Annotated in this window: 20 protein-coding genes; 12 read left to right on the forward strand and 8 right to left on the reverse strand. The window is 65.6% G+C overall.

What is annotated here, in order from left to right; translation table 11 throughout:
* Positions 1 to 8: 8 nt before the first annotated feature.
* The 7 genes from NMD1_RS02435 (at position 9) to NMD1_RS21335 (ending at position 8,620) form a co-directional block, all read left to right on the forward strand.
* On the forward strand, positions 9 to 713 hold the full coding sequence (locus tag NMD1_RS02435) for a pentapeptide repeat-containing protein (RefSeq protein WP_233497304.1): 705 nt from the start codon (positions 9 to 11) through the stop codon (positions 711 to 713).
* A gap of 5 nt (positions 714 to 718) precedes the next feature.
* Complete coding sequence (locus NMD1_RS02440) at positions 719 to 1,219, forward strand: DUF159 family protein (protein ID WP_125953472.1); 501 nt, start codon at positions 719 to 721, stop codon at positions 1,217 to 1,219.
* Positions 1,220 to 1,272: 53 nt separating this feature from the next.
* A complete protein-coding gene (locus tag NMD1_RS02445; RefSeq protein WP_125953473.1) occupies positions 1,273 to 1,881 on the forward strand; it encodes a TetR/AcrR family transcriptional regulator in 609 nt (202 codons plus the stop codon).
* A 479-nt stretch (positions 1,882 to 2,360) separates the two neighbouring features.
* Positions 2,361 to 3,644 carry an efflux RND transporter periplasmic adaptor subunit gene (locus NMD1_RS02450; RefSeq protein ID WP_125953474.1) on the forward strand — a complete coding sequence of 428 codons (1,284 nt, stop codon included), beginning with the start codon at positions 2,361 to 2,363 and terminating at the stop codon, positions 3,642 to 3,644.
* 40 nt (positions 3,645 to 3,684) lie between these two features.
* A complete protein-coding gene (locus tag NMD1_RS02455; RefSeq protein ID WP_125953475.1) occupies positions 3,685 to 6,873 on the forward strand; it encodes an efflux RND transporter permease subunit in 3,189 nt (1,062 codons plus the stop codon).
* Positions 6,874 to 6,885: 12 nt separating this feature from the next.
* A complete protein-coding gene (locus tag NMD1_RS02460) occupies positions 6,886 to 8,310 on the forward strand; it encodes an efflux transporter outer membrane subunit (RefSeq protein WP_125953785.1) in 1,425 nt (474 codons plus the stop codon).
* 64 nt (positions 8,311 to 8,374) lie between these two features.
* Entirely contained in the window at positions 8,375 to 8,620 is a 246-nt protein-coding gene (locus NMD1_RS21335) for a CoA-transferase (RefSeq protein ID WP_199558061.1), read from the forward strand.
* Positions 8,621 to 8,680: 60 nt separating this feature from the next.
* On the opposite strand, the gene NMD1_RS02470 is transcribed toward NMD1_RS21335, so the two are convergent.
* Complete coding sequence (locus tag NMD1_RS02470; RefSeq protein WP_125953476.1) at positions 8,681 to 9,355, reverse strand: 4-carboxy-4-hydroxy-2-oxoadipate aldolase/oxaloacetate decarboxylase; 675 nt, start codon at positions 9,353 to 9,355, stop codon at positions 8,681 to 8,683.
* A 287-nt stretch (positions 9,356 to 9,642) separates the two neighbouring features.
* Between NMD1_RS02470 and NMD1_RS02475 the strand changes: the two genes are divergently transcribed.
* Positions 9,643 to 10,965 carry an MFS transporter gene (locus NMD1_RS02475; RefSeq protein ID WP_158453864.1) on the forward strand — a complete coding sequence of 441 codons (1,323 nt, stop codon included), beginning with the start codon at positions 9,643 to 9,645 and terminating at the stop codon, positions 10,963 to 10,965.
* An 11-nt stretch (positions 10,966 to 10,976) separates the two neighbouring features.
* On the opposite strand, the gene NMD1_RS02480 is transcribed toward NMD1_RS02475, so the two are convergent.
* Together NMD1_RS02480 and NMD1_RS02485 are read right to left on the reverse strand one after the other, a co-directional pair.
* The gene (locus NMD1_RS02480; RefSeq protein ID WP_158453865.1) at positions 10,977 to 12,260 is read right to left on the reverse strand and encodes an MFS transporter; all 1,284 of its coding nucleotides are present in this window, start codon (positions 12,258 to 12,260) and stop codon (positions 10,977 to 10,979) included.
* Positions 12,257 to 13,732 carry an aldehyde dehydrogenase family protein gene (locus tag NMD1_RS02485; RefSeq protein ID WP_307543674.1) on the reverse strand — a complete coding sequence of 492 codons (1,476 nt, stop codon included), beginning with the start codon at positions 13,730 to 13,732 and terminating at the stop codon, positions 12,257 to 12,259. The genes NMD1_RS02480 and NMD1_RS02485 overlap by 4 nt, the downstream gene beginning before the upstream one ends.
* Positions 13,733 to 13,751: 19 nt before the next feature.
* On the opposite strand from NMD1_RS02485, the gene NMD1_RS02490 reads away from it, so the two are divergent.
* On the forward strand, positions 13,752 to 15,395 hold the full coding sequence (locus tag NMD1_RS02490) for a GMC family oxidoreductase (RefSeq protein WP_125953480.1): 1,644 nt from the start codon (positions 13,752 to 13,754) through the stop codon (positions 15,393 to 15,395).
* Positions 15,396 to 15,397: 2 nt separating this feature from the next.
* Here the strand turns inward: NMD1_RS02490 and NMD1_RS02495 are convergent, their stop codons facing one another.
* The gene (locus tag NMD1_RS02495; protein WP_125953481.1) at positions 15,398 to 16,063 is read right to left on the reverse strand and encodes a GntR family transcriptional regulator; all 666 of its coding nucleotides are present in this window, start codon (positions 16,061 to 16,063) and stop codon (positions 15,398 to 15,400) included.
* 274 nt (positions 16,064 to 16,337) lie between these two features.
* On the opposite strand from NMD1_RS02495, the gene NMD1_RS02500 reads away from it, so the two are divergent.
* Genes NMD1_RS02500 through NMD1_RS02510 form a run of 3 tightly spaced genes read left to right on the forward strand, consistent with a single transcriptional unit; the run spans position 16,338 to position 18,671 of the window.
* Positions 16,338 to 17,348 (forward strand): amidohydrolase family protein, encoded by a 1,011-nt coding sequence (locus NMD1_RS02500; RefSeq protein ID WP_125953482.1) that lies wholly within the window; start codon positions 16,338 to 16,340, stop codon positions 17,346 to 17,348.
* Positions 17,345 to 18,010 (forward strand): RraA family protein, encoded by a 666-nt coding sequence (locus tag NMD1_RS02505; protein ID WP_125953483.1) that lies wholly within the window; start codon positions 17,345 to 17,347, stop codon positions 18,008 to 18,010. Before NMD1_RS02500 ends, NMD1_RS02505 begins: the two co-directional genes overlap by 4 nt.
* 1 nt (position 18,011) lies before the next feature.
* Complete coding sequence (locus tag NMD1_RS02510; RefSeq protein ID WP_125953484.1) at positions 18,012 to 18,671, forward strand: RraA family protein; 660 nt, start codon at positions 18,012 to 18,014, stop codon at positions 18,669 to 18,671.
* Between the two features lie 28 nt (positions 18,672 to 18,699).
* On the opposite strand, the gene NMD1_RS02515 is transcribed toward NMD1_RS02510, so the two are convergent.
* From NMD1_RS02515 to NMD1_RS02530, 4 genes are all read right to left on the reverse strand, one after another.
* Entirely contained in the window at positions 18,700 to 19,314 is a 615-nt protein-coding gene (locus NMD1_RS02515) for a GntR family transcriptional regulator (protein ID WP_199558047.1), read from the reverse strand.
* Positions 19,315 to 19,471: 157 nt separating this feature from the next.
* Positions 19,472 to 20,581 (reverse strand): zinc-binding dehydrogenase, encoded by a 1,110-nt coding sequence (locus NMD1_RS02520; protein ID WP_125953486.1) that lies wholly within the window; start codon positions 20,579 to 20,581, stop codon positions 19,472 to 19,474.
* Positions 20,578 to 21,486: an amidohydrolase gene (locus tag NMD1_RS02525; RefSeq protein WP_125953487.1), complete on the reverse strand. Its 909-nt coding sequence runs from the start codon at positions 21,484 to 21,486 to the stop codon at positions 20,578 to 20,580. Before NMD1_RS02525 ends, NMD1_RS02520 begins: the two co-directional genes overlap by 4 nt.
* 125 nt (positions 21,487 to 21,611) lie before the next feature.
* Positions 21,612 to 22,796, reverse strand: coding sequence for a glycosyl hydrolase (locus tag NMD1_RS02530; protein ID WP_125953488.1), 1,185 nt, complete (start codon positions 22,794 to 22,796; stop codon positions 21,612 to 21,614).
* Positions 22,797 to 22,804: the final 8 nt, after the last annotated feature.

The following is a 22,804-nucleotide window of genomic DNA, read 5'->3' on the forward strand; positions in this document are numbered from 1 at the left end:
TATCAGGAATGATGATCTCCAACACGGACCATGCGCGGACGGCCGACGGACTAACGCTGGCGCGCGCCGATATCGTCGCACTGACGGCCGGCGATAACCCGGGCACGGCGCATCTTGTCGGCTGCGATCTGGACGGGGCGGACCTCAGCGATCTCGACCTTGCCGGCTGGCGGTTCGAACGGTGTACGTTGCGGCGGGCCGGCCTGGCCAGGGCGAGGCTGGAAGGCACGCAATGGCTCGCCTGTCGCGCCCCGTTCGCCAGCTTCCTCGGCGCCGATCTCACCGATGCGGTGATCCAGTCGTGCGACTTCAACAACGCGGACTTGAGGCAGGCCCGCCTGACCAGCGCGCGGTTGACCGGCAGCAAGCTGACGGGCGCCGACCTCACCGATGCGCGGATCATCGATCTCCATTGCGAGGAAGTGCTGCTCGCCGGCGCCAAGCTCGCTGGGCTGAGCTTTCGCAAGCAGCGCCTGCGGCATCTCGATTTCAGCCAGGCCGATCTGCGGAAGGCCGATCTGCGCGAGGCCGTGTTCGAGGCGTGCAGCCTGCGCGATGCCACGCTGACAGGCGCCCGCTTCGAAAAGGCCGATCTGCGCGGAGCGGATCTGGGCGGATTGCGACTCACCGATGTTGCGCTGTTCCGCGGCGCGACCATATCACGCGAGCAAGCCGGACAACTGATTGCCGAACTCGGACTGAGGCTTGGCTAGCCGCCATGGCGCCGGCCTATCGTATCGATGCTTCGGCGCGACAGATCGCCGAGGGTCTGGGTGCCGATGCCGCCGGCGATGTGTGGCAGGGCGGCACGGTCGTGCCCGGCGGCTACGCGCCGGTGATCCTGACCACCCGGGAGAAAGGGCGCCACCTCGTCCCGCGCCAATGGGGTGTCCCGCCGCCTCCCCGCGGCGAACACCTGGTCCCGTTCGTGCGCAACCTGGACAGCCCGTTCTGGATCGGCACGCTGCGGCACACGCAGTTCCGTTGCCTCGTGCCCGTGACGCATTATCGCCGAGGCGATAGCTGGTTCACCGATCCCGCGGCGCCGTTGCTTGCCGTGGCCGGCATATGGCGGGATTCCGAGATTCCGAGCTTTGCCATCCTGACTTCGGGCGCGTCCGGCCCGCTGCCGGTCATCCTGCGGCCCGAAACATACGACATCTGGCTGCGGGCCGATATCAAGATTGCCCGCCATCTGATCGAGGAGCCTCCGCGCTGAATCTCGGCCGGCCACTGGACGAAGTAGGGTTTCGCATCTATATACCGCTCGGTATGGAAATGGCAGTTCAATCCGGACGGGGGCGCCCCAGGGAATTCGATCCCGAAGAAGCGCTGGCCGCCGCGCTTCAGGTGTTCTGGCTGCGCGGATACGAAGGCGCGTCCATGGCCGAGCTGACCGAGGCGATGGGCATTACCAAGCCCAGCCTCTACGCCTGTTTCGGCAACAAGGAGGCGCTGTTCCGCAAGGCGCTCGATCTCTACGAGCGGGACAAGCTCTGCTACGTGAAATCCGCGCTGCAGGAAACGACCGCCAAAGCGGTGGCCGAGAAGCTGCTGCGCGGCGCGCTGGCTCTGCAGACCGGCGAACCCGATCCGCGCGCGTGCCTGGGCGTTATCAGCATGGTAGCCTGCACGACGCATGCGGACACGATCAAGGAAGAAGTGATCGCGCGCCGCGCCTCGTCGGAAAAGGCCATGGTGGAACGGTTCGAGCGTGCGAAGGCCGAAGGGGACTTTCCCGAAAGCATCGATCCGGCGGCGCTGGCAGCTTATCTCAACGCCGTGATGCAGGGCATGGGCGTCCAGGCGGGCGCGGGCGCCACGCCCGAGCAACTGGCGCAACTGGTGGACATGACGCTGGCTGTGTGGCCCGGTCGATAGGTGATCAACTCGCTGGAAAAGCAAATCTTTTTGCATTTCCTCATTTAATCTACTAATCGGTACAAAATTCCGGTTGACGCTCCATCGCTCCATATTATATACCGCATGGTATGGAATAAAGCAGAGGCATCCGGGAGGGGGTTGTGTCCAACCCGATCTGTTGAGCCCGATTTTCTAGAATAGCCGCGCGCTTCGCTCCCTGGGGCGGGCGCGCTCACCAACCCCTGCGGAAGACGCCCGCCGAATCTCACCCCGGTCGGCGTGCCCTTCCGCTCCTCCCGCAGCCGGTTCCGGCGTCGCGAGCGCGTGCGCATGCCGTCCACGCGCCGGAGCCGGCTGCATCCTTTGCGTGGCGCGAGCCGCGCAGCCCCGTCCGCTTCGCCCCCGTGCGAACGGCGTTCCCATTTTCGTGTCCGTCAAGCCGGTGCAGGGCGCATTCGGCGTTGCGCGGGCGCGTCTGCCAATGACGGAGTCTTGCAATGAACATGGTCTCACGCATCCAGGCTGAAATGCCGACCATCCCCGTGGAGGCGCCCGGCAAGGAACGCCGTCCCCGCCGCCGCTGGCGGACGGCCGCGCTGGTCGCGATCGGGCTGGCGCTGGCGGGTGGTGCCGGCTGGAAGGCGTTCGACCGGCCTCAGGCCGAGGCCGCCGTGATGCCGCAGCCCACCGTCGGCGTTGCCGCGCCGCTGGTGCGCAAGGTGGTGCTGTGGGACGATTATGTGGGCCGTTTCGCGCCGAGCCAGGCGGTGGAAGTCCGCCCGCGCGTGTCCGGGCAGATCGTCGCGCTGCATTTTCATGACGGCGACATCGTGCGCAAGGGGCAGCCGCTGTTCACCATCGACCAGCGTCCCTTCCTGGCCGCGCTGGCCGAAGCGCGCGCCAATGCCGCCAGCGCGCGCAGCGCGCTGCGGCTGGCACAGGCCGATTATGGGCGCGTCAGCCGCCTGACCGGCGACGAGGCGGTTTCGGCGGCGGAAGTCGATTCCCTGCGCGCCCGGTTGCAGGCGGCGCAGGCCGCGCTTGCCGCCGCCGACGCGCGGGTACGGCAGCTGGCGCTCAACGTGGAATTCACGGTAGTGCGCGCGCCGATCACCGGGCGCGTTTCCGACCGCCGGATTGACGTGGGCAACCTGGTTTCGGGGGCGGACGCGGCCAATGCCACGCTGCTGACCACTATCAACGCGCTCGATCCGATCTACTTCACCTTTGATGCCTCGGAAGCGCTGTTCCTCAAGACCCAGCGCGATCGCGCCGAAGGCAAGGGTGGCGGCGAGGTGGAAATTCGCCTTCAGGACGAAGGCGATTTCCGCTGGAAGGGGCGGCTCGATTTCACCGACAACGGCCTCGATCCGCGCTCCGGCACGATCCGCGGCCGCGCCGTGCTGTCCAACCCGGAACTGTTCCTGACCGCCGGGATGTTCGGCAACATGCGCCTGTCGAACGGGGGCGAAGTCGATGCCCTGCTCGTGCCCGACGAGGCGATCCAGTCCGATCAGGCGCGCAAGGTCGTGCTGGTGGCCGGGGCGGACGGCGTGGTGGCGGCCAAGCCGGTGGAACTCGGCCCCGTGGTCGATGGCCTGCGCGTGATCCGCTCCGGCCTTGCCCGGTCCGACCGGGTGATCGTTTCGAACATCCAGGCCGCAGCGACCGGCGCCAAGGTCCTGACCCGCGCCGCGCCGATCCAGGCCGCGAAAACGCCCGCCGCACAGGCCGGAGGCTCGCCGCCGCCCGCCGCGTCGCAGGCAACGTTCGCCCGCTGATCCGCGCGCCCCGTTTCTCCTTTCGCAGGATTACCCTCTCATGCGTTTCTCGCGCTTCTTCATCGACCGGCCGATCTTCGCGGCGGTGATCGCGGTGATCATCTCGGTCGTCGGCGCGCTGGCTTTCATCGGCCTGCCCGTCAGCCAGTATCCCGACATCGTGCCGCCGACCGTGACTGTCGCGGCGCAATACCCCGGCGCCTCCGCCGAAACCGTTGCCCAGACCGTGGCCGCGCCGATCGAGCAGGAAATCAACGGCGTCGACAACATGCTCTACATGAGCAGCCAGTCGACCGGCGACGGCAAGGTGACGATCACCGTCACGTTCAAGATCGGCACCGATCTCGATGCCGCGCAGGTGCTCGTGCAGAACCGTGTTGCCGTGGCGACGCCGCGCCTGCCCGAGGAAGTGCAGCGGCTGGGCGTGGTGACGCGCAAGACCACGCCGAACTTCCTGATGGTCGTCAACCTCCAGTCGCCTGATGGCACGTTCGATCGCGATTACCTGTCGAACTACGCGCTGACTCAGGTGCGTGACCGGCTGGCCCGCTTGGATGGCGTGGGCGACGTGCAGCTCTTCGGCGCGCGCGACTATGCCATGCGCGTCTGGATCGATCCGGGCCGTGCCGCCGAGCTGAACCTGACGGCGGGCGAGATCGTGGCCGCGTTGCGCGCGCAGAACGTGCAGGTTTCCTCCGGCGCGATCGGGCAACCGCCCTACAACCGCGGCGAAGCCTTCCAGATCGGCGTGGAGATGCAGGGCCGGCTGACCGACCCGCAGCAGTTCGCCGACGTCGTCATCCGCAGCGATGCCGATGGCCATCAGGTCCGCGTGCGCGATGTGGCGCGGGTGGAACTCGGCGCGCAGGACTACGGCATCAACACCTACCTGTCGAACAAGCCCACCGTGGTCGTGGCGGTGATGCAGCGCCCGGGTTCCAACGCGCTGGATGCGGCCAACAAGGTCAAGGCGGAGATGGACACGCTGGCCAAGCAGTTCCCCAAGGGGCTGGAATACAGTGTGATCTACAACCCCACCGAGTTCATCAGCCAGTCGATCGACGCGGTCTATCACACGCTGTTCGAAGCGGTGATCCTCGTCGTCATCGTGATCCTGGTATTCCTGCAGAACTGGCGCGCGGCGGTCATCCCGATCATCGCCATCCCGGTCTCGCTGATCGGGACGGCAACGATGCTGGCGGCCGTTGGCTACTCGCTCAATTCGCTGTCGCTGTTCGGGCTTGTCCTGGCGATCGGCATCGTCGTTGACGATGCCATCGTCGTGGTCGAAAACGTGGAACGCAACATCGAGCACGGCATGAGCCCGCTGGAGGCCGCCCGCACCTCGATGGACGAAGTCGCGGCGGCCCTGGTCGCGATCGTGCTGGTGCTGTGCGCGGTGTTCGTGCCGACGCTGTTCATCACCGGCATTTCGGGCGCGTTCTACCAGCAGTTCGCGGTAACGATCTCTACCGCGACGGTGATCTCGCTGCTGCTGTCGCTGACCCTGTCGCCGGCCGCCGCCGCGCTGCTGCTGCGCCCCAAGCACGGGTCTGCCGCCAACGATCCGGCCGCATCGCGCTGGAAGCGCGTGCTGGCCCAAGCCGGCGATCGCTTCAACACCGGCTTCGATCGCCTGTCCGATCGCTATGGCCGCCTCACGCGCTGGCTGCTGGCCCGCCGCAAGAAGGTCCTGGCGACCTATGCCGCACTGATCGTCGCCACCATCGGCCTGTTCTGGGCGACACCCGGCGGCTTCATTCCGGCGCAGGATCAGGGATACTTCCTGGCGGTGGTGCAGCTGCCGCCCGGGGCCTCGTTGGAGCGCACCGACGCGGTGACGCGCGAGGTCGCGGCCAAGATCCTGCCGATCAAAGGCTTGCGCGGCGCGGTGATGTTCGCCGGGTTCCACGGCCCGTCGCAGACGTCCGCGCCCAATTCCGCCGCGATCTACTTCCCGTTCAAGAGCTTTGCCGAACGCGGCGCGCAAGGCGTGACTTATGCCGGGATCATGGAGCAGGCGGGCAAGGCCGTCGAAGGCTATGACAAGGCGCGCATCCTGCTGGTGCCGCCGCCGGTCATCCAGGGCATCGGTGCGGCCGGCGGTTATCGCTACATGCTGCAGGATCGCGAAGGCCGGGGCTACGACGCGCTGAACAAGGTGGCGGGCGACGTGATCGCCAAGGCCAATCAGACGCCCGGCCTCAGCCAGGTCTATACGCTGTTCGATGTCGGCACCCCGCGCGTGTTCGCGGATGTCGATCGGCGCAAGGCCGATCTGCTGGGCGTGCCGCCCGAACGCGTGTTCGAAGCGATGCAGGTTTATCTCGGCTCCGCATTCGTCAACGATTTCAACCTTCTGGGACGGACTTATCGCGTAACAGCGCAAGCCGATGCCGACCATCGCGGTTCGGTGGCGGACATCGCCAACCTCAAGACCCGTTCGAACTCCGGGCAGATGGTGCCGATCGGATCGGTCTCCACCTTCCGCGACAAGACCGGCCCCTATCGCGTGGTCCGCTACAACCTCATGCCGGCGGTCGAAATCGACGGCAGCACCGCGCCAGGTTATTCGACCGGGCAATCGCTGACGACGATGGAAGCGCTTGCCGCATCGACCGTGCCCGCCGGCTATGGCGGCGAATGGACCGACATCGCCTTTCAGCAGAAAACCGCCGGGAACACCGCCGGCGTGGTCTTCGCCATGGCCGTGTTCTTCGTCTTCCTGGTGCTCGCGGCGCAGTATGAAAGCCTGACGCTGCCACTGGCGATCATCCTGATCGTGCCGATGTGCCTGTTCGCGGCGATGCTGGGCGTGAACCTGCGGGGCATGGACAACAACATCCTGACCCAGATCGGCCTTGTCGTGCTGATCGCGTTGGCCGCCAAGAATGCGATCCTGGTGGTCGAGTTCGCCAAGCAGGCGGAAGAGGAACGTGGCCTTTCGCCCGTGGAAGCGGCGGTCCACGCCGCCCGCGCACGGCTGCGCCCGATCCTGATGACGAGCTTCGCCTTCATCCTCGGCGCGGTGCCGCTGGTGGTAGCGAGCGGGGCAGGGGCGGAACTGCGGCAGGCGCTGGGGACGGCGGTGTTCTTCGGCATGACCGGCGTCACCGCGTTCGGCCTGCTGTTCACGCCCACCTTCTACGTGGTCTGCCGGGGCCTGGGCGAGCGCCTGGGCCGTGGCCGCCGCGCCGCGGCCGCCTATGCGCCGCAGCCGGCTGAATAAGGAACTGCGATGATGATCCGGAAATTGCTTCCCCTGTTGCTGGGCGCCTCGGCGCTCAGCGCCTGCGCCACGGTGCCAGCCTACACGCCCCCTGTCGCGCCGCAGGCGGCCGCCGGGCCTTTCCTTGGCAGCGCCTCGCCAACCGTCAGCACGGCAGCGACGGCGGACCGCTGGTGGACGTTGTATCATGATGCCCGGCTGGATAGGCTGGTCGAGGACACGCTTGCGCAGAACACCGACGTGCGCGTGGCCGTGGCGCGGATCGAGCGGGCGCGGGCGCAACTGCGCGGCGCGCGTTCGCAAAGGCTGCCGCAAACCGGGGTCACCACTTCGGCCGATTATGGCCGCTCGGCCGCCGCGCAGACGCCCGTCGGCGTGGACCGCGAAAGCTGGACGTTCGATGGCGGTCTCGATGTCTCCTACGAAGTCGATCTCTTCGGTCGCGTGAAAAGCGGGATCACCGCCGCGCGCGGCGATCTGGAAGCGGCCGAAGCGGATGCCGCCGCCGTGCGCGTGGCGGTGATCGCGGACACGGTGCGCGCCTATTTCGACGTGACCACCTCCGCCGAGCGGCTGGCGGTGGCGCAGCAGACCGTGGCGCTGCTCGACCGGTCAATCCGCATCACCACCGCGCGGTTCGAGGTGGGGCGGTCTGACCGGCTCGACGTGATCCGCGTGACCGCGCTGCGCGATCAGCAGCAGGCGCAGATCCCGGCGCTTCAGGCGGACCGCGATGCCGCGCTGTTCCGGCTGGCGACGCTGACCGGCCGGACGCCGCAGGCGCTACCGTCCGAGATCGCCAGCGCCGGCAACGTCACGCCCGCGCTGGCCCAGCCGATCCCGGTGGGCGATGGTGCGGCGCTGCTGGCGCGGCGGCCCGACGTCAAGGCGGCCGAGCGGCGCCTGTCCGCCGATGCCGCGCGCGTGGGCGTTGCCACGGCCGACCTCTATCCCCGGATCACGCTGGGCGGGTCGATCGGCGCGACGGCACTGGGCAGCGCGAACCCGTTCACCGGCGGCCCGTTCCGCTGGCTGCTGGGGCCGCTGATCAACTGGTCGTTCCCCAATCAGGAACCGGTGCGGGCGCGGATCGCGGCGGCCAAGGCCGATAGCGCGGCATCGCTGGCGCAGTTCGATGGCACCGTTTTGCGCGCGCTGGAGGAAACCGAACGGGCGCTGGCGTCCTACAGCCATGCGCTGGAGCGCGAACAGACGCTGGCGTCCGCGCGCGATGCGGCGGCGCGCGCGGCGGCGATCAGCGTTGCGCGGCAGCGGGAAGGGCGGATCGACTTCCTGACCCTGCTCGACGCGCAGCGCACGCTGGCTAGCGCCGATGCCGATCTCGCAGCGGCCAAGCGCGCTGTGGCCTTCGCGCAAGTGGACGTGTTCCGCGCTCTGGGCGGTGGCTGGGAAGCGGCTTCACCGCCACGCGCCTGACAACGAAGGCGCCGGCGCCTGGACGGTTGCGGAGGCCATGGCGCCCGCCTTGTCGAGACAAGCGGTGATCGACAAATCGATGGCTTCGGTGCGCGAGGCGGTGGCCGATGGCGCCTCGGTGATGATCGGCGGGTCCGGCACGTCCGGCATGCCGGACGAACTGATCGAGGCGCTGATCGATCGTTCGTTCGGCCTGTTCGGTATTGGGTCGGAAGGGGCCTCGGTCGGAGAGATGATCGACGGGCTCACGCTCGATGCCTTGCAGGGGCTGACCGGCGTGCCACTGCGCATGGCCGTGCCGGCGGCGTAATGCCGTCTCGAACGGAAGCTGGAAGCGCAGGCGCATCGCCAAAAACCCTATCCGACAGGCTCAGCCCGTCCAGCCGGCATCTGCAAGCCGCGATCTGAGATTGAAGACGTCGAGGCTCAGCTCGCCGGCGGCAAGCCGCTCGCGGATGGCTGCCTCTTTGGCGGTGCGCAACCTGGCCTTGTCCAGAACCGCCCGCGCTGCATCGCGCTTGACGATGCACACACCGTCATCATCCGCTACCACCACATCACCGGGGCAAACCGACGCACCCGCGCACACGATCGGCGTGTCAATCGTTCCAAGCGTGGCCTTGACCGTGCCTTGCGCATAAACTGCCTTGGACCACACCGGGAAGTTCATCGCTTCCAGCTCTGCCGTATCCCGTACCCCGGCATCGATGATCAGCCCCGCGCAGCCCCGGGCCTTGGAAGCGACCGCCAGAAGATCCCCGAAATAGCCATCCTCGCACGGAGAGGTCGGGGCTACGACCAGGACATCGCCCGGTCTGACGCGTTCCAGCGCAACATGGATCATCCAGTTGTCGCCCGGTGGCACCGTAACGGTAAACGCAGTGCCCGCGATGCGGGCTCCCCTGAACACGGGCCGCATATGGCTTGCCATCAAGCCGGTGCGATCTTGCGCCTCATGAACAGTGGCTACGCCTTCGGATGCCAGGCCGGAGATAACGTCCGGATCCAGCGGCAGTATCGCGCCAGCCTTACTTCCTGCGCCCATAGCGTGATTGCTCCCTCGTCCCTTTCCGCGGCGCGCGGCGCCGCCGAGTGGACCGGAACGCGCGCCTTGCGAATTGGTATACGATAACATTATACAATGTCGACCAAGAAACGGGCGGTGATGCGGACAATCGATGAAACCCGGCGATACCGTTTGCGTGGCGCGACACGGTTGACGGCATTCTGATGGCTATGCCGAGGCCCGCTTCGCCACATGTTCGCCGCAACGCGGCACCTAGCGCGCCGCCTTCGCGGGCCATCCCGCTTACCGTTGGGGCGTGCTTCTTCATGGAAGGGCTCGACGCGACGATCATCGCGACCTCGCTGCCGCAGATTGCCCATGCGATGAATGTGCCGGCAACGACTATCGGCGTTACGTTGACCGCCTATCTCATCAGCGTGTCGATGTGGATGGCGGCCAGCGGCTGGCTGGCCGACCGCTTTGAAGCAAGGCGAGTGTTCGTCCTTGCCATCATGGTGTTTGCCCTTGGCACGGCCGTTTGCGGCTTCAGCGCCAACCTGGCCCAGCTTGTGACCGGACGGTTCATTCAGGGGATGGGCGGCGCGATGATGACCCCGGTGGGGCGGCTCATCCTGGCCCGCAGCTTCCCGCGTGACCAGTTGGTTCAGGCGATGAGTTACATGATCGTGCCCGGCCTGATGGGGCCATTGCTGGGGCCGGTGGTGGGGGGCTGGATCACCAGCTATCTGGACTGGCGATGGATATTCTTCGCGAATCTCCCGCTGGCCTTGGGCGGCATGGCGCTGGCGATGCGGTTCCTGGATCGGATGCCCGCCTCGCAAACGCCGCGGTTCGACTGGTGGGGCTTCGCCTTGGTGGCACTGGCGCTGGTGGCCTTCCAGACCAGCCTTGAGGCGATTGCAGAGAAGGGCGCCTTCACCGGTGTCGCGCAACTGGGCGTTGCCGTGGCACTGGTCGCCATGGCGGCCTATTGGCGGCATGCCGGCCGGCCGGACCCCATCCTTGATTTCCGCCTGATGCGCTATCGCACCTTTGCCGTCGCGGTGCTGGGTGGTGCCTGGTCCCGCATCGTCCTTGGCGCGACGATGTTTCTCTTTCCGCTGTATTTTCAACTGGGGCTGGGCGCGTCGCCGATTGAGGCCGGGTATCTGATGGCAGCGCTGGCAATCGGGCAGATCGCGCTGCGGCTGGTGCTTGATCCGCTGCGGCGACGCCTTGGCCTCCGGCTGCTCCTGATCGGCAACAGCATCGCGCTGGCCGCGATGCTGTTGCTGTTCCTGCCGATGCGTGAGGGCATCTCGCTGTGGTTGCTGGGAGCGTTTCTATTCGGCTTCGGGATGTTGCAGGCGATCCAGCTTTCCCTTCTGGGGGCGCTGAACTTTTCGGGCATTCCGGCGACGGAACTGGGCCGGGCAACATCGTTGGCGGCGGTGGCGCAGCGCCTGGCGATGGCCGCCGGCATCAGCCTCTGCGCGATCATGCTTGGCCACACGCGCGCAGGGGCTACCATTCCGCGCGGCAGCTTTTCCATGCCGCTGATAGCGCTGGCGGTGATGCTGGTGCTTTCGGCGTTGAGCTTCCGCTTCCTCCGCGAGGGCGATGGCGACGATCTGATAGATCGCCGCTGACGGGCAGCACGTTACCCGGGTGCAGCCTGCGATGTGTCGAGGCGAGCGGCGAGCGCAAGCAACAGGGCGGCACCCGCCGCCGCGCTCAGGGGGGCAATCAGCAAGGAGGACCGAAGGGCGGCCGTTCCCCATGCGGCCGAAAGCTGATCGTTTATCATCCCCACGGCCAGCGGACCGATGCTTTGGCCCACCAGATTGAAGATCAGCAGGTAGAGCGCGACGCCGGTGGCGCGCAGCCCGCTGTCCAGCAGGCTGAGCAGCAGCGCGAACAGGCAGGGCGTTATAGCGCTCATCAGCAGCGTGTCGGCGGCCAGACCGATATGCCACCAGCTCGGCGCATCGGCGAACAGCAGCATCAGTTCGGCGGGTATGATGCCAAGGCAGAACAGCATCGGCGCCCAGGCGAGCCAGCGCTGGTCAAAGCGCATAAGCCCCGTCACGATCAGTCCTCCGGCTATGCTGCCGGCAACGCCGACGAGGCCCTTGTAGGTGCCCAGCAAGGCGCCGGTTGTCGCTGTATCGAGCCCCCGCAGGCGGACCATGAAGCTGGGTAACCAAGCCAGCATCGCGCCGAAATTCACGCTGACCATGACGCTGGCAAGGCATAGCAGGGCAAAGCCGGGTGTGCCGGCCACCTGCCGGGTGGCGCGCCAGATGCCCGATGCGGCTTGCGTCGCGACCGGCGTTCCGGCCTTCCCGTGCGCCGGATCAACCCGGCTTTCGCGCACGATCAGCAACGTCAGCGTGGCGACGCCCAGCCCTGCCAACCCCATGAACGCGTAAGCCGCGCGCCAGCCCTGTTCTGCGGTGATCCTGCCGATGATCGGATAGCAGATCATGATGGCGACAGGACCGCCCGCGGCAAAGACCGCCATGGCCAGCACCCGGTATCGGCCGCCGAACGTGTCGCCGATCAGGGCAGAGGCCGGCGCCATATTGCTTGCCTCGCCCATACCCAGCCCGATTCGCGCGGCCAGGAGCTGGACGAGGTTCTGGGCAAAGCCGGTCGCTGCGGTAACGAGGCTCCAGAACGTCAGACCGCAGACAATGATGCCACGGCGGCTTGTCCTGTCGGCCAGCCAGGCAATCGGCAGGCTGCACACCGAATAGACGATCATGAAGGCCGGCCCCATCAGCACGCCCAGCATCATATCCGAGATGTGGATCTCCTGCTGGATCTGCGGCAGCAGCAGCCCCAGCATGTTGCGATCAACAGTGTTGAGCCCGACGATGCAGGACAGGACCAGCAAGGAGGCGATGGCGCGCGGAGATGGGCGCGGGGCATCGCTGTTCAATGGACGATCGCCTTTGTCTCCAGGAATTCCTCGAAGCCCCAGACGCCGTATTGCCGGCCGTTGCCCGAGCGGCGATAGCCGCCGAACGGCGCGGCCCCGGTCCATGGAGGGTAGTTGATGTTCACCCATCCGGCGCGGATGGCCCCGGCGACACGCCGCGCCAGCACCGGGTCCGGCGTTTCGACATAGGCGGAAAGTCCGAAATCCGTGCTGTTCGCGATACGGATCGCATCGTCGATATCGGAATAGCACAGGATGCAGAGCACCGGCCCGAAGATTTCCTCTTGCGCGATCCGGGCATCGGGCGCGACCGGGCCGAAGATGGTCGGCCGCACGAAATAGCCGTTGTCCACATGCGAGGGGCGCCCGGGGCCTCCCGTCAGCAAGGGCTGGCCTTCCGCGATGGCCCGCTCGATAGTGGCATTGACCCGCTCGAACTGCGCTTTGTTGGCCAGCGGCCCATAGGTCACCCCGGGTTGGTCGGGCGGGCCGACCACCAGTTTCTGTGCCGCCGCAACCGCGATCGCGGCGGCTTCGTCAAAACGATCTGCGGGTACGATCAGCCGGGTCGGCGCCGCGCAGGTCTGCCCGGCGTTCATCATGCAGATATGCACGCCCTTGGTGATCGACTCTGCAAAATCGGCGTCGGGCAGGATCACATTCGGCGATTTCCCACCGAGTTCCTGGTGGATGCGCTTGATGCCCGCCGCGGCGGCCGCGGCCATGGCGCCACCCCCGGCCACCGAACCGGTCATCGATATCATGGCGACATCCGGGTGTTCGGCCAGCCTGCGGCCGCAATCGACACCGCGTCCGTTGATCAGATTGAACACGCCGGCGGGGATGTCGGCTTCGGCCATGGCTTCCGCCAGCAGCAAACCGCACAGTGGAGCGTGTTCGCTGGGCTTGACCACGACCGTGCAGCCGGCGGCAATGGCGGGAACGGCCTTGCACAGCATCTGGCTGACAGGCGCATTCCAGCTGGTGATGGCCGCCACGACGCCCACCGGTTCCCGGACCAGCTCTATCCTGTCGCCCAGCGCTTCCGAAAAACGATAGCCCGGCAGCAAATCGATAATGCTGTCGAAATGCGAAAGGCACATGGCGGTCTGCCCCTGCGCCACCATCGGCGTGAGTCCGATTTCGCGCACAAGGTGGTCGGCGATCCCGGGCGCCGCCTTTGCGAATGCCGCGCGCATTCGCCGGATCAGTTCCAGCCGATCCGCCACGTTGCTGGACTGCCAGACATCAAACGCAGCACTTGCCGCGCGGACAGCACGATCCGCATCCTCGATCGTGCCCATGGCGGCCTGGCCTATCGGTGTAAGGTCTGCTGGGCAAAGCACGGTCACCCGGCCCTCGCCGCAGGACTCTACCCACTCCCCGCCGATGTAAAACCGTTGTGCATCCAAAGCGTCTGCCCTCTCGCCCGCTAACACGATATTTGAAATTGTAATACAATCAAGTATCACAATTTCGGGAGGGCCGGCAATGACGCGCGTTGAACAGGCGGACTATGTTATCGTTGGGGCGGGTTCGGCGGGATGCGTCCTGGCAAATCGCTTGTCGGAAAGCTCCGATGCCAGTGTCATCCTGATCGAAGCGGGCGGGAAGGGGCGCCACCCGCTGATCAAGGTTCCGTTTGCCTTCATGCAGCTTCAATACGTGAAGCGGCTTTCGTGGAACTACTGGAGCGAGCCGGAACCCGCGCTGGACGGGCGCAGGCTGTGGCTGCCACGCGGCAAGTGTCTCGGGGGCACTTCAGCGATCAACGGCATGGTCTATTCACGCGGGCATCCGGCTGATTATGACGAATGGGCGGCGCTCGGCGCTGCCGGATGGGGATGGGACGGGGTGTTGCCCTATTTCATCCGCTCGGAAAGGAGTTGGCGCGGCGCCAGCGCCTACCACGGGGGCGATGGGCCGCTCAGCGTCAATCCTGTCGATGTTGCCGGGCCGATCACCGATGCCACGCTGCAGACCGCGCGGAACCTGGGCTATCCCGTACTCGACGATCAGCACGGGCCAGGCGCGGGCGAGGGCTTCGCGCCGCCTGAAGTGACAGTGCACCGAGGCAAGCGCGCCAGCGCGGCCTCGCAATATCTGGCTCCCGCGATGCGGCGCGCCAATGTGACGGTGCTGACGGGCGGGCTGGTGACGCGCGTCATCCTCGAGAACGGCCGCGCCACCGGCGTGGAAGTGGCGGACGGGGCCGGCAGACGCATCATCCGGGCGGGGCGGGAAGTGATTCTGTCAGCTGGCGCCTACAATTCGCCGAAGCTGCTGCTGCTTTCCGGAATCGGTCCGGCGCAGGACCTGCGCGCCCATGGCATCGCTGTCGCGGTCGATCTGCCTGGCGTTGGCCGCAATCTTCAGGAGCATCCGCTCTGCGGGGTGGGCTATGCGTTGAACCAGCCCGTCGGATTTGAAAACGCACTCCGGTTCGATCGCCTTGCCGCGACCATGATGAAATACGCGCTGGGTCTGGATCGGGCGGCGGCCCAGTTGCCGGTGACGAGCTTCGGGTTCATTCGCACCCGCGATGGTCTGGATCGGCCCGACATCAAGGCCAACATCTATCCCACCCGTCTGGACGGCCGGGTATGGTTTCCCGGCATACGCAAGGGCGCCGGCCACGCGATGACCGCCTTTTGCGTGTTGTTACGGCCGGAGAGCAGAGGTTCCGTGCGGCTGCGGTCTTCCGATGCGGCCGATCCCCCCGAAATCCGCATCAACATGTACCAGGACCAGCGCGATCTCGAGACGATGCGCCGCGCGGTGCGCAAGATGCGCGCTTTCTTCTCGGCCCATCCGCTGGGCAACATGATCGGAGAGGAGCTGATGCCGGGCGCGGGCATCGCATCGGACCGCGAGATCGATGCCTACAACCGCAAGACCAGCATCCTTGCCCATCACGCATCGGGTAGCTGCGCGATGGGGCAGGGCGAGGATGCCGTGGTCGACCCGCGGTTGCGGGTTCGCGGGATCGAGGGGCTGCGCGTGGTGGATGCATCGGTGATGCCGCGCGTGATCGGCGGCAACACCAATGCGCCGGTTATCATGATTGCCGAAAAGGCGGCCGACATCATCCGTGGCCGCCCCGCTCCGTCATCGCCCGGCGCGGCGCAGGGGTGAGCTTACAGGCCCCGCGCCTCCAGCGTCTCCAGCAGCAGCCGTTCGAAGGATTCGCGCCGGTTGCGGCGGACCGCCAGCAGATTGGCGCGGTCCTGTTCCTTCAGCGCTTCGACCAGCTCGTGCTTGTTGACCACCTTGCGCTCCTCGCTGGCGCGGCGGGGTAGCGGCAACAAGGCCCGATAGCGGTCGGTCAGCGCCCACAGACGCATGGCTTCGCGCACGATGGTTTTCTTGGGCGAGAGGTTGAAGATCTCCATGTGAAAATCGTGGTGCGCGTTCCACCAGTTGGAGCGGTCACCCTGGTCGAGCAGTTCCTCCAGCCGTTCCGCGCGCTTCGACAAGGCGTCGAGCAGTTCCGCATCGGGCCATTCCACCGTCTTCAGCAGTTCGTCTTCGACAAGGTGCCGCAACGTGAACAGTTGTTCCGCCTCGTCCCGCGACAGGCGGGTGACGAAAAAGCCCCGATTGGGATCGTGCTCAATAATTCCTTCCGAGCTCAGCAGCTTGAGCGCTTCGCGCACCGGCACCCGGCTGGCATTGAACTGTTCGGCCAGTTCGGTCTGCCCCAGGCGCATCCCCGGCGCCATGGTTCCCCGCGCGATCAGGGATCGCAATTCCCCGGCGATCTTGGCGGGAACACCGCGTCCGGATTTTGAAATCTCGTCCATTCACATTCCTTCGGTCGCTTTGCCATGGCCCGTCAATCCACGCAGGGCCAGCGGCGGCGGCGTGGCATCTGCTTTAGCGGTGTGTTCAGCAAAAATGTAGGCATTTTGCCCGCGCCTCCAAAGCGATCCACAGGAATGGCTAAGGTCAGGATCGGATTACACCGCGCCATGCGGCGCGCGATTGCGAAGGGTTGACCATTGAACCTAGATAGGTATACGAAATTGTATTCTCAACAGATCAAGCGGCGGAATCGCGCGGGAGAGGGCTTGCTTCATGATTGTCGATTGCCATGGGCACGTCAGCGCGCCCGCCGAACTGTGGGTCTACAAGTCGCTGCTGCTTTCGCATCGCGGCGAACATGGCAAGCGCTTCCCCGATCTGACGGATGAGGAAATCCTGTCGCACACCAACAAGAAGGAAATGGCCCCCTGCGGCCATCTGGACATGCTGGACCGTGTCGGCACCAACTATCAACTGCTCAGCCCGCGCCCCTTCCAGATGATGCATTCGGAAAAGCCGGGATTCCTGGTGCATTGGTTCACCGAAGCCACCAACGATATCATTGCGCGGCAATGCCAGTTGCTGCCCAACCGCTTCGCGCCCATCTGCGGCCTGCCGCAAGTGGCGGGCGAGCCGATCGAGAACGTGCTGCCGGAACTGGAGCGCTGCGTTAAGCGGCTGGGCTTCAAGGGCTGCCTGCTCAACCCCGACCCATACGAAAATTCGGGGATCGAGCCGCCGCCGATGGGCGATCGCTACTGGTATCCGCTCTATGAAAAGCTGTGCGAACTGGATGTGCCCGCGCATATCCACTCGGCCGGATCGCGCTCAGCCCGCGCGCCCTACACGCTCAACTTCCTGCTGGAAGAAACCATGGCGGTTTACGGGCTGATCGAAAGCGACGTGTTCCGGGATTTTCCCGAGCTGAAGATCGTGTGCAGCCATGGCGGCGGCGCGATCCCCTATCATATTGGCCGCTTCCGTGCGTCGGCGATCCGCCGGGGCGAGGATTTCGTCGAGAAGATGCGCAATATCTATTACGATACGGTGCTTTACTCCGAAGAGGCGCTGCGGCTGCTGATCAAGACCGTGGGCGCCGATCGCTGCCTGTTCGGGGCCGAATGCCCCGGCGTCGGCTCCGCGGTTGACCCGCACACCGGGCGGACGCTGGATGACATTGCCCCGTTCATCACCGGCTTCGATTGGCTGAGCGATGCGGAAAAGGACGGGATCATGTTCGGCAACGCCACCCGTCTGTTCCGGCTTGAGGTGCCCGCCGCATGAGCAGCGTTGCCGAAGCCTTGCGGCGGCTGCAGGCGATAGACACGTGCGCGCTTTCGGACGCGCTGGACCGGCTGGGATTGTCCGGACAGGTAACCGGGCTGCGGCGCGAAGCCGGCGACGGGCGCATTGCGGGCGTTGCCGTTACCATGAAGCTGGGCGTGGGCGATCCGCCTCCAGGCCCCCCGCGCCACCTTGGCACCACCGCGATCGAGGCATCGGACGTGCATTCGATCATCGTCGTGGAACAGCGCACCGGGGTGGAAGCGGGTTGCTGGGGCGGGTTGCTGACGCGCGGTGCGCAGAAGGCGGGTGTGCGGGCGGTGATCGCCGACGGACCGGTGCGCGATATCGACGAGGCGCGCGACCTGGGTTTTCCCATCTTCACCAACCAGTTGACCTGCTACACCGCGCGATCGCGCGTGGTGGAAAAGGGCACCAACGTGCCCGTTGAAATCGGCGCTGTGGTGGTGGCTCCCGGCGATTATATTGTCGCCGATGGCAGCGCGGTGATCGTCATCCAGCCGGCAAACCTGGACGCCGTGCTGGAAGCGGCGGAGGATATATGCCGGCGCGAAGCGGGCATGATCGCGGAAATCGAGCGCGGCACGCGGATGAGCGATGTGCTGGCCGGCAATTACGAAAACATGCTGAAAAAGGTCTGACATGGCAGAGGATCGCAACGTCGCACGGGCTCTCGCGCTTGACACGGCCACATTGTCAGACGCGCTCGACCGGCTGGGTATCGTGGGCCAGTGCTATCGGATTTCCGGTCGTGATCCCTCGTTCGAGATGGCCGGGCGCGCCTATACCATGCGGTGCGGGCCGGCGGCGAACCCGCCGGGAACCGTTGGCGACTATATTGACGATATCCCTGCCGGCAGCGTGGTGGTGATCGACAATGGCGGCCGGGAAGATGCCACCATCTGGGGCGATATCCTGACCGAGATTGCGCACCGGCGCGGGATCGCCGCCACCGTGATCGACGGGATCAGCCGCGATGTCGCGCTGTGCCGCACGCTCGGCTACCCGGTGTTCAGCAAAGGCCACTGGATGCGGACGGGCAAGGACCGGGTGCAGGTGGAACAGATGGAATGCGTGGTCAATATCGGCGGCGCGCGGGTGGCGCCGGGCGATATCATGCGCGGCGATGCGGATGGGGTGCTGGTCCTGCCACAAGCGCACGAAGACGCCGTGCTGGATGCCGCGGAAGAGATTTCCGCCGCCGAAGAGCGTATCCGTGCGGCATGTCGCGGCGGAATGCGGCTGGACGAAGCCCGCCGCCAGTTCAAGTACCATTCGCTGCAAACGCGCCGGGGGGAATAGCGCCTGCCCGCAGGCGCGCCGCCCGGCACTATTCGTCGGACTGGAACACCAGCTCCAGTGCCGCCTCGATCGATGCCCGCGTGGCGAGATAGTCCGCAATCAGCGCCGCGCGATCGCGGGCGGCCAGCGCATCGATCAATTTGCGTTCGGGGCTTTCGCCGAAGGTGCGCGGCATGAGCGCGCGATAGCGATCGGTCAGGCGCCACAGACGGGTGGCTTCGCGCAAAAGCACCTTCTGGGGCGATAGATCGAACAGCGCATAACGCATGTTTTCCAGCGCCTTGGCCCACTCATTGAAATCGCGGACCTGGTCAAGCGCGTCCACCCGGTCAAACTGTGCGCGCAATTCCGCGATCTTGGCCGCATCCGGCCATTCCGCCGTCGTGAGCAGTTGTGTTTCGAGCCAGCGGCGCAGCTTGTAGAGCTGGCGCGCTTCTTCCAGTTCCAGCGGCGCGACGAAATATCCGCGATTTTGATCGTGCAGCAGGAAGCCCTCGGTCGCGAGCAGCTTGAGCGCTTCGCGGATGGGAACCTTGCTGCGGCCGAAACGGTCGGCCAGCTGGCTTTGGCCGAGATGTTCGCCGGGCAGCAAGGTACCGCGCACGATCAAGGCGCGAAGTTCGTCGGCAACAGCGGTTGGCAAGGATCCGTTCAATTCGTCGCTCAGCATCAATCCGCCATCCAGTTCAAAATCCAAAAGCAGGCCAAGCGACACCTTAGGCGGCCGCGGCGCGCAACGCGAGACGGATCATGCAGCCCGCTGCGCCACCTTTGTCCGCCGGCCGTGCTCGCGGCTTCGTTCACCCTTCGCGGTGCGGGCTCACCGTGACATGGATGGCCCCCTCCGTTCCGCGTCCGGCGGTTGCGAGAATGGCATCGTGCACCTGCGTCAGCGGGAAATCATGGCTGCACAGCTTTTCGATCGGCCAGCGCCCGCTTGCCACGATATCAAGCGCGGTTTGCACGGCGCGATAGCTGTGGCCACGCGGCGCGCGAACCGTCAGATAGCGCTTCTTGACCTCGCCGAGCGGCACCGATGCCCCCAACCCGTTCAGGCTGAGCCAGGCGCCCTTCGCGGCAAGCGATACGGCTTGTTCGGCGATGCGCCCGTCTGGATCGCCGGTGGTGTCCACCACCACATCCACTCCGGCACCGCCGGTGGCCCGCATGACGATCCCCGCCAGGTCTTCCTGTTCGACATCCACCGAAATATCCGCGCCCAGCTCCAGCGCCAGATCGAGCCGCGCCCGGTCGCGCGACATGCCGGCGATGATCACCGTCATGGCCCCCGCCACCTTGGCCGCCAAGGCGCAGCTCAGGCCCTGCTGGCCCGGTCCGAAGACCAGCACGGTCTTGCCGATCCCCGCCCCGCCATCGAACACCGCCCATTGCACGCCATTGCCCAACGGCACGGCCATGGTGGCGTGCCGCGCGGACATCTGCGGGGGAATCCGGTGGATGACCGCGTTGGGGGCAAGATACATGTGCTCGGCAAAGCCACCCCAGAGATGCGGTGCGATGTCGGCATTGCAGGTGCCATAGCGCAAGGTATTGAACCGGTCCTTCACGTTGAAGAAATCGGCTTCCATGCACAGCCGGAAATCCCCTTGGCGGCACCAGTGGCAGTGCCAGCAGGGGAGATATTCGTGCAGGGCAATGCGGTCGCCGGGTTTCACGCCCCAGCGCGTGGCGGCGGCGGCGCCCACTTCGGAGACGGTGCCCACAACTTCGTGGCCCATGACACAGGGCGCGGTGTTTTCCCGGCGGTACATTTCGGGGTCGCTGCCGCCCACACCCGATGCCTCCACCCGCAACAGTCCGTCGTTATCTCCGACGCGGGGAACGGGAAATTCCAGAATTTCCGTGTTCTCGATGCCGGTTTTGACGGCGGCGCGCACTGTTGCTGTCATCTTGGCTCGACCTTCGGTGAAACGGGCGGGAATCCGGGGCTACCGAGGCCGGCCGACCAGTTGCGCCCATAGAGCTGGCCGGCGGTGCCGCCCAGCAGACTGTCCTGTTCGGCCGATGAAAGCCCCGCAACCGACGCATGCGCCAGCGCGGTCATGTAGGCATAAGTGCCCGCGGACTGGGTGATATCGGAACCCCACATCATCCGGCTTGCGCCGAACAGGTCCATCACCCGCCGGATGATCGGCTTCGCGTCTATCCCGGTCTGTTCCAGCCGGCCCAGCGGAATGGTGGTGAATTTCACGTACGCGCCGCTGAATCGGGCGATGCTGGCCATCAGTTCGTCCACGCCATAATCAGGCGGAGTGGTATTGCAGTCGATCGCTCCCAGATGATCGATCACCACGGTCAGGCCGGGCAGGTCGGTCAAGAGCGCGGCAATCCCGGCCAGCCCCTCCACGCGATTCCAAGGGAACAAATGCACGCATACCGGCACGCCAAGATCGCGCGCCGCGGCGCAGGCATCGCGGCCGGTAGCGGCATCCAGCCAGCCAAGGCCGCTACCCTTGACCAGTTCCATCAGCCGAATACCCACCGCGCCCCGGTCGCGCACCCAATAATACACCTGTTCGGCGGCATCGGGCTGGCTGGCATCGATCGAGCAGACCGCGGCAAACCGATCCGGGAAACGTGCGGCGCTATCGCAGACATAGCTGCTGTCAAAGCCGTAGATCGATCCGCGTTGCACCAGCACGGCCTTGTCGACGCCGGCCGCGTCCATCTCGCCGGCGAGACGCTCGATGGTCATCGGATCTTCGAAATCCGCGTCGTTGATCACGCCGCTGGGCGGCGAAGGAGGGTATCGCGCCGTATCGCCCGAAATAAGGTGCGCGTGGCTGTCGATCATAGGGCGGCGGCCACCACAGGCTGCGCCGCGCGGATTGCCCGGTTTGTCATGAATAGTGCCTTTTCAGCTGTGCCGTCGCGATGACGATCGCGTCCAGGTTCTGGTCCCTGTGCATCGTCGGCGGATCACGCGAAGGCGTTCATGGCCTTCAATTTCTCTTCATAGGCTTCGCGCTTTTCGGGCGGGAGGAAATGCCGGAAATGCGGGCCTTTCGACATGGCGGGCAGGGTATTCGACACCAGTGCCCAGCTGCCGGCCTCGTCGTAGCTGGCATAAAGTTCGCCACAGGCAGAGCCGGTGTAGAGTTCCAGTCCGCCTTCGGCGGAATCGTGCATCGCCGCCACTTCCAGATTGCCGGCGATGGGATCGGCCATGCCGGCCATCGCGTTCACCCAGGTCTTGCCGTGATCGGTGCTTTTCATGAATTTCGGATATGCCGTGCCCTGGGCGCCCCAGTTGGGGTTCGGGTTCATACCGGCGCCGACCATGAACAGCACGTCCTTGGCGGGATGCACGAAAAACGGATCGGGATAGGCGCAGGGATGCGACGTGTCCGTCAACCGCTGCCAGGTCTTGCCCGCATCCGTCGTGTGATAGGCGCCGATGCCGGTGGTCAGGAATATCTCGTCGGCACTGTCCCGGAAAAAGGTGACGCGGTGCTGATCGCGGCGGAACTTGTCGTCCGGCTGCTCCATCGAATTGATCGAGGTCCAGCTTTCGCCTCCATCTTCGCTGCGCAGCAGATCGCCCTGTTCGATGCAGATATAGAGCGTGTCCGGATGGCCGGCCGGAGAGGCGATATGCTTGATATGCGGCGCTGATCGCGGGAAAAACCAGTGTTCGGTGCCTTCCACCTGCGTGCATTCGGGATAGGCGGTCCAGCTCTTGCCGAGATCGAAGCTGCGGTAGAACATCACCGGTTCGGTGCCGAGATTGAGAATGATCTGGTCGCCGACATGCTGCACCAGCAGCGAATAGGCATGGCCCGATTGTAGCCCGTTGTTGCGCGCTTCCCAGGTTTTCCCGCCATCCGCGCTGACCTGCAACCCGCCCTCGAAATGCAGGGCGGCGAACAGCAATCCGCTTTTCTCGTCGAAAACCAGGGCGCTGACATGCTGGCCGGCCAGAAGCACATCGTCTTGCAGGTGCCATGGAGATCCCGGTCCGTCGCGGCGGAAGTCGAGCACACCCTCGGCCGTTGCCACCAGCATCCGGCGGGCGGCCAGCGTGCTGGACGAAGTGGTTTTACCGTTCGCCGAGATGCAGATTATCGTTTCCTTGGCGTCGGCCATCTGAACCACTCCGATCATAGAATATA

The sequence above is a fragment of the Novosphingobium sp. MD-1 genome, from assembly GCF_001014975.1.
Lineage (GTDB): Bacteria > Pseudomonadota > Alphaproteobacteria > Sphingomonadales > Sphingomonadaceae > Novosphingobium.

Coding starts and splice junctions, on each gene's coding strand:
- NMD1_RS02435 (WP_233497304.1), top strand. CDS start 9: ATGATGATCTCCAACACGGACCATGCGCGGACGGCCGACGGACTAACG.
- NMD1_RS02440 (WP_125953472.1), top strand. CDS start 719: ATGGCGCCGGCCTATCGTATCGATGCTTCGGCGCGACAGATCGCCGAG.
- NMD1_RS02445 (WP_125953473.1), top strand. CDS start 1,273: ATGGAAATGGCAGTTCAATCCGGACGGGGGCGCCCCAGGGAATTCGAT.
- NMD1_RS02450 (WP_125953474.1), top strand. CDS start 2,361: ATGAACATGGTCTCACGCATCCAGGCTGAAATGCCGACCATCCCCGTG.
- NMD1_RS02455 (WP_125953475.1), top strand. CDS start 3,685: ATGCGTTTCTCGCGCTTCTTCATCGACCGGCCGATCTTCGCGGCGGTG.
- NMD1_RS02460 (WP_125953785.1), top strand. CDS start 6,886: ATGATCCGGAAATTGCTTCCCCTGTTGCTGGGCGCCTCGGCGCTCAGC.
- NMD1_RS02470 (WP_125953476.1), bottom strand. CDS start 9,355: ATGGGCGCAGGAAGTAAGGCTGGCGCGATACTGCCGCTGGATCCGGAC.
- NMD1_RS02475 (WP_158453864.1), top strand. CDS start 9,643: ATGGAAGGGCTCGACGCGACGATCATCGCGACCTCGCTGCCGCAGATT.
- NMD1_RS02490 (WP_125953480.1), top strand. CDS start 13,752: ATGACGCGCGTTGAACAGGCGGACTATGTTATCGTTGGGGCGGGTTCG.
- NMD1_RS02495 (WP_125953481.1), bottom strand. CDS start 16,063: ATGGACGAGATTTCAAAATCCGGACGCGGTGTTCCCGCCAAGATCGCC.
- NMD1_RS02500 (WP_125953482.1), top strand. CDS start 16,338: ATGATTGTCGATTGCCATGGGCACGTCAGCGCGCCCGCCGAACTGTGG.
- NMD1_RS02505 (WP_125953483.1), top strand. CDS start 17,345: ATGAGCAGCGTTGCCGAAGCCTTGCGGCGGCTGCAGGCGATAGACACG.
- NMD1_RS02510 (WP_125953484.1), top strand. CDS start 18,012: ATGGCAGAGGATCGCAACGTCGCACGGGCTCTCGCGCTTGACACGGCC.
- NMD1_RS02520 (WP_125953486.1), bottom strand. CDS start 20,581: ATGACAGCAACAGTGCGCGCCGCCGTCAAAACCGGCATCGAGAACACG.
- NMD1_RS02525 (WP_125953487.1), bottom strand. CDS start 21,486: ATGATCGACAGCCACGCGCACCTTATTTCGGGCGATACGGCGCGATAC.
- NMD1_RS02530 (WP_125953488.1), bottom strand. CDS start 22,796: ATGATCGGAGTGGTTCAGATGGCCGACGCCAAGGAAACGATAATCTGC.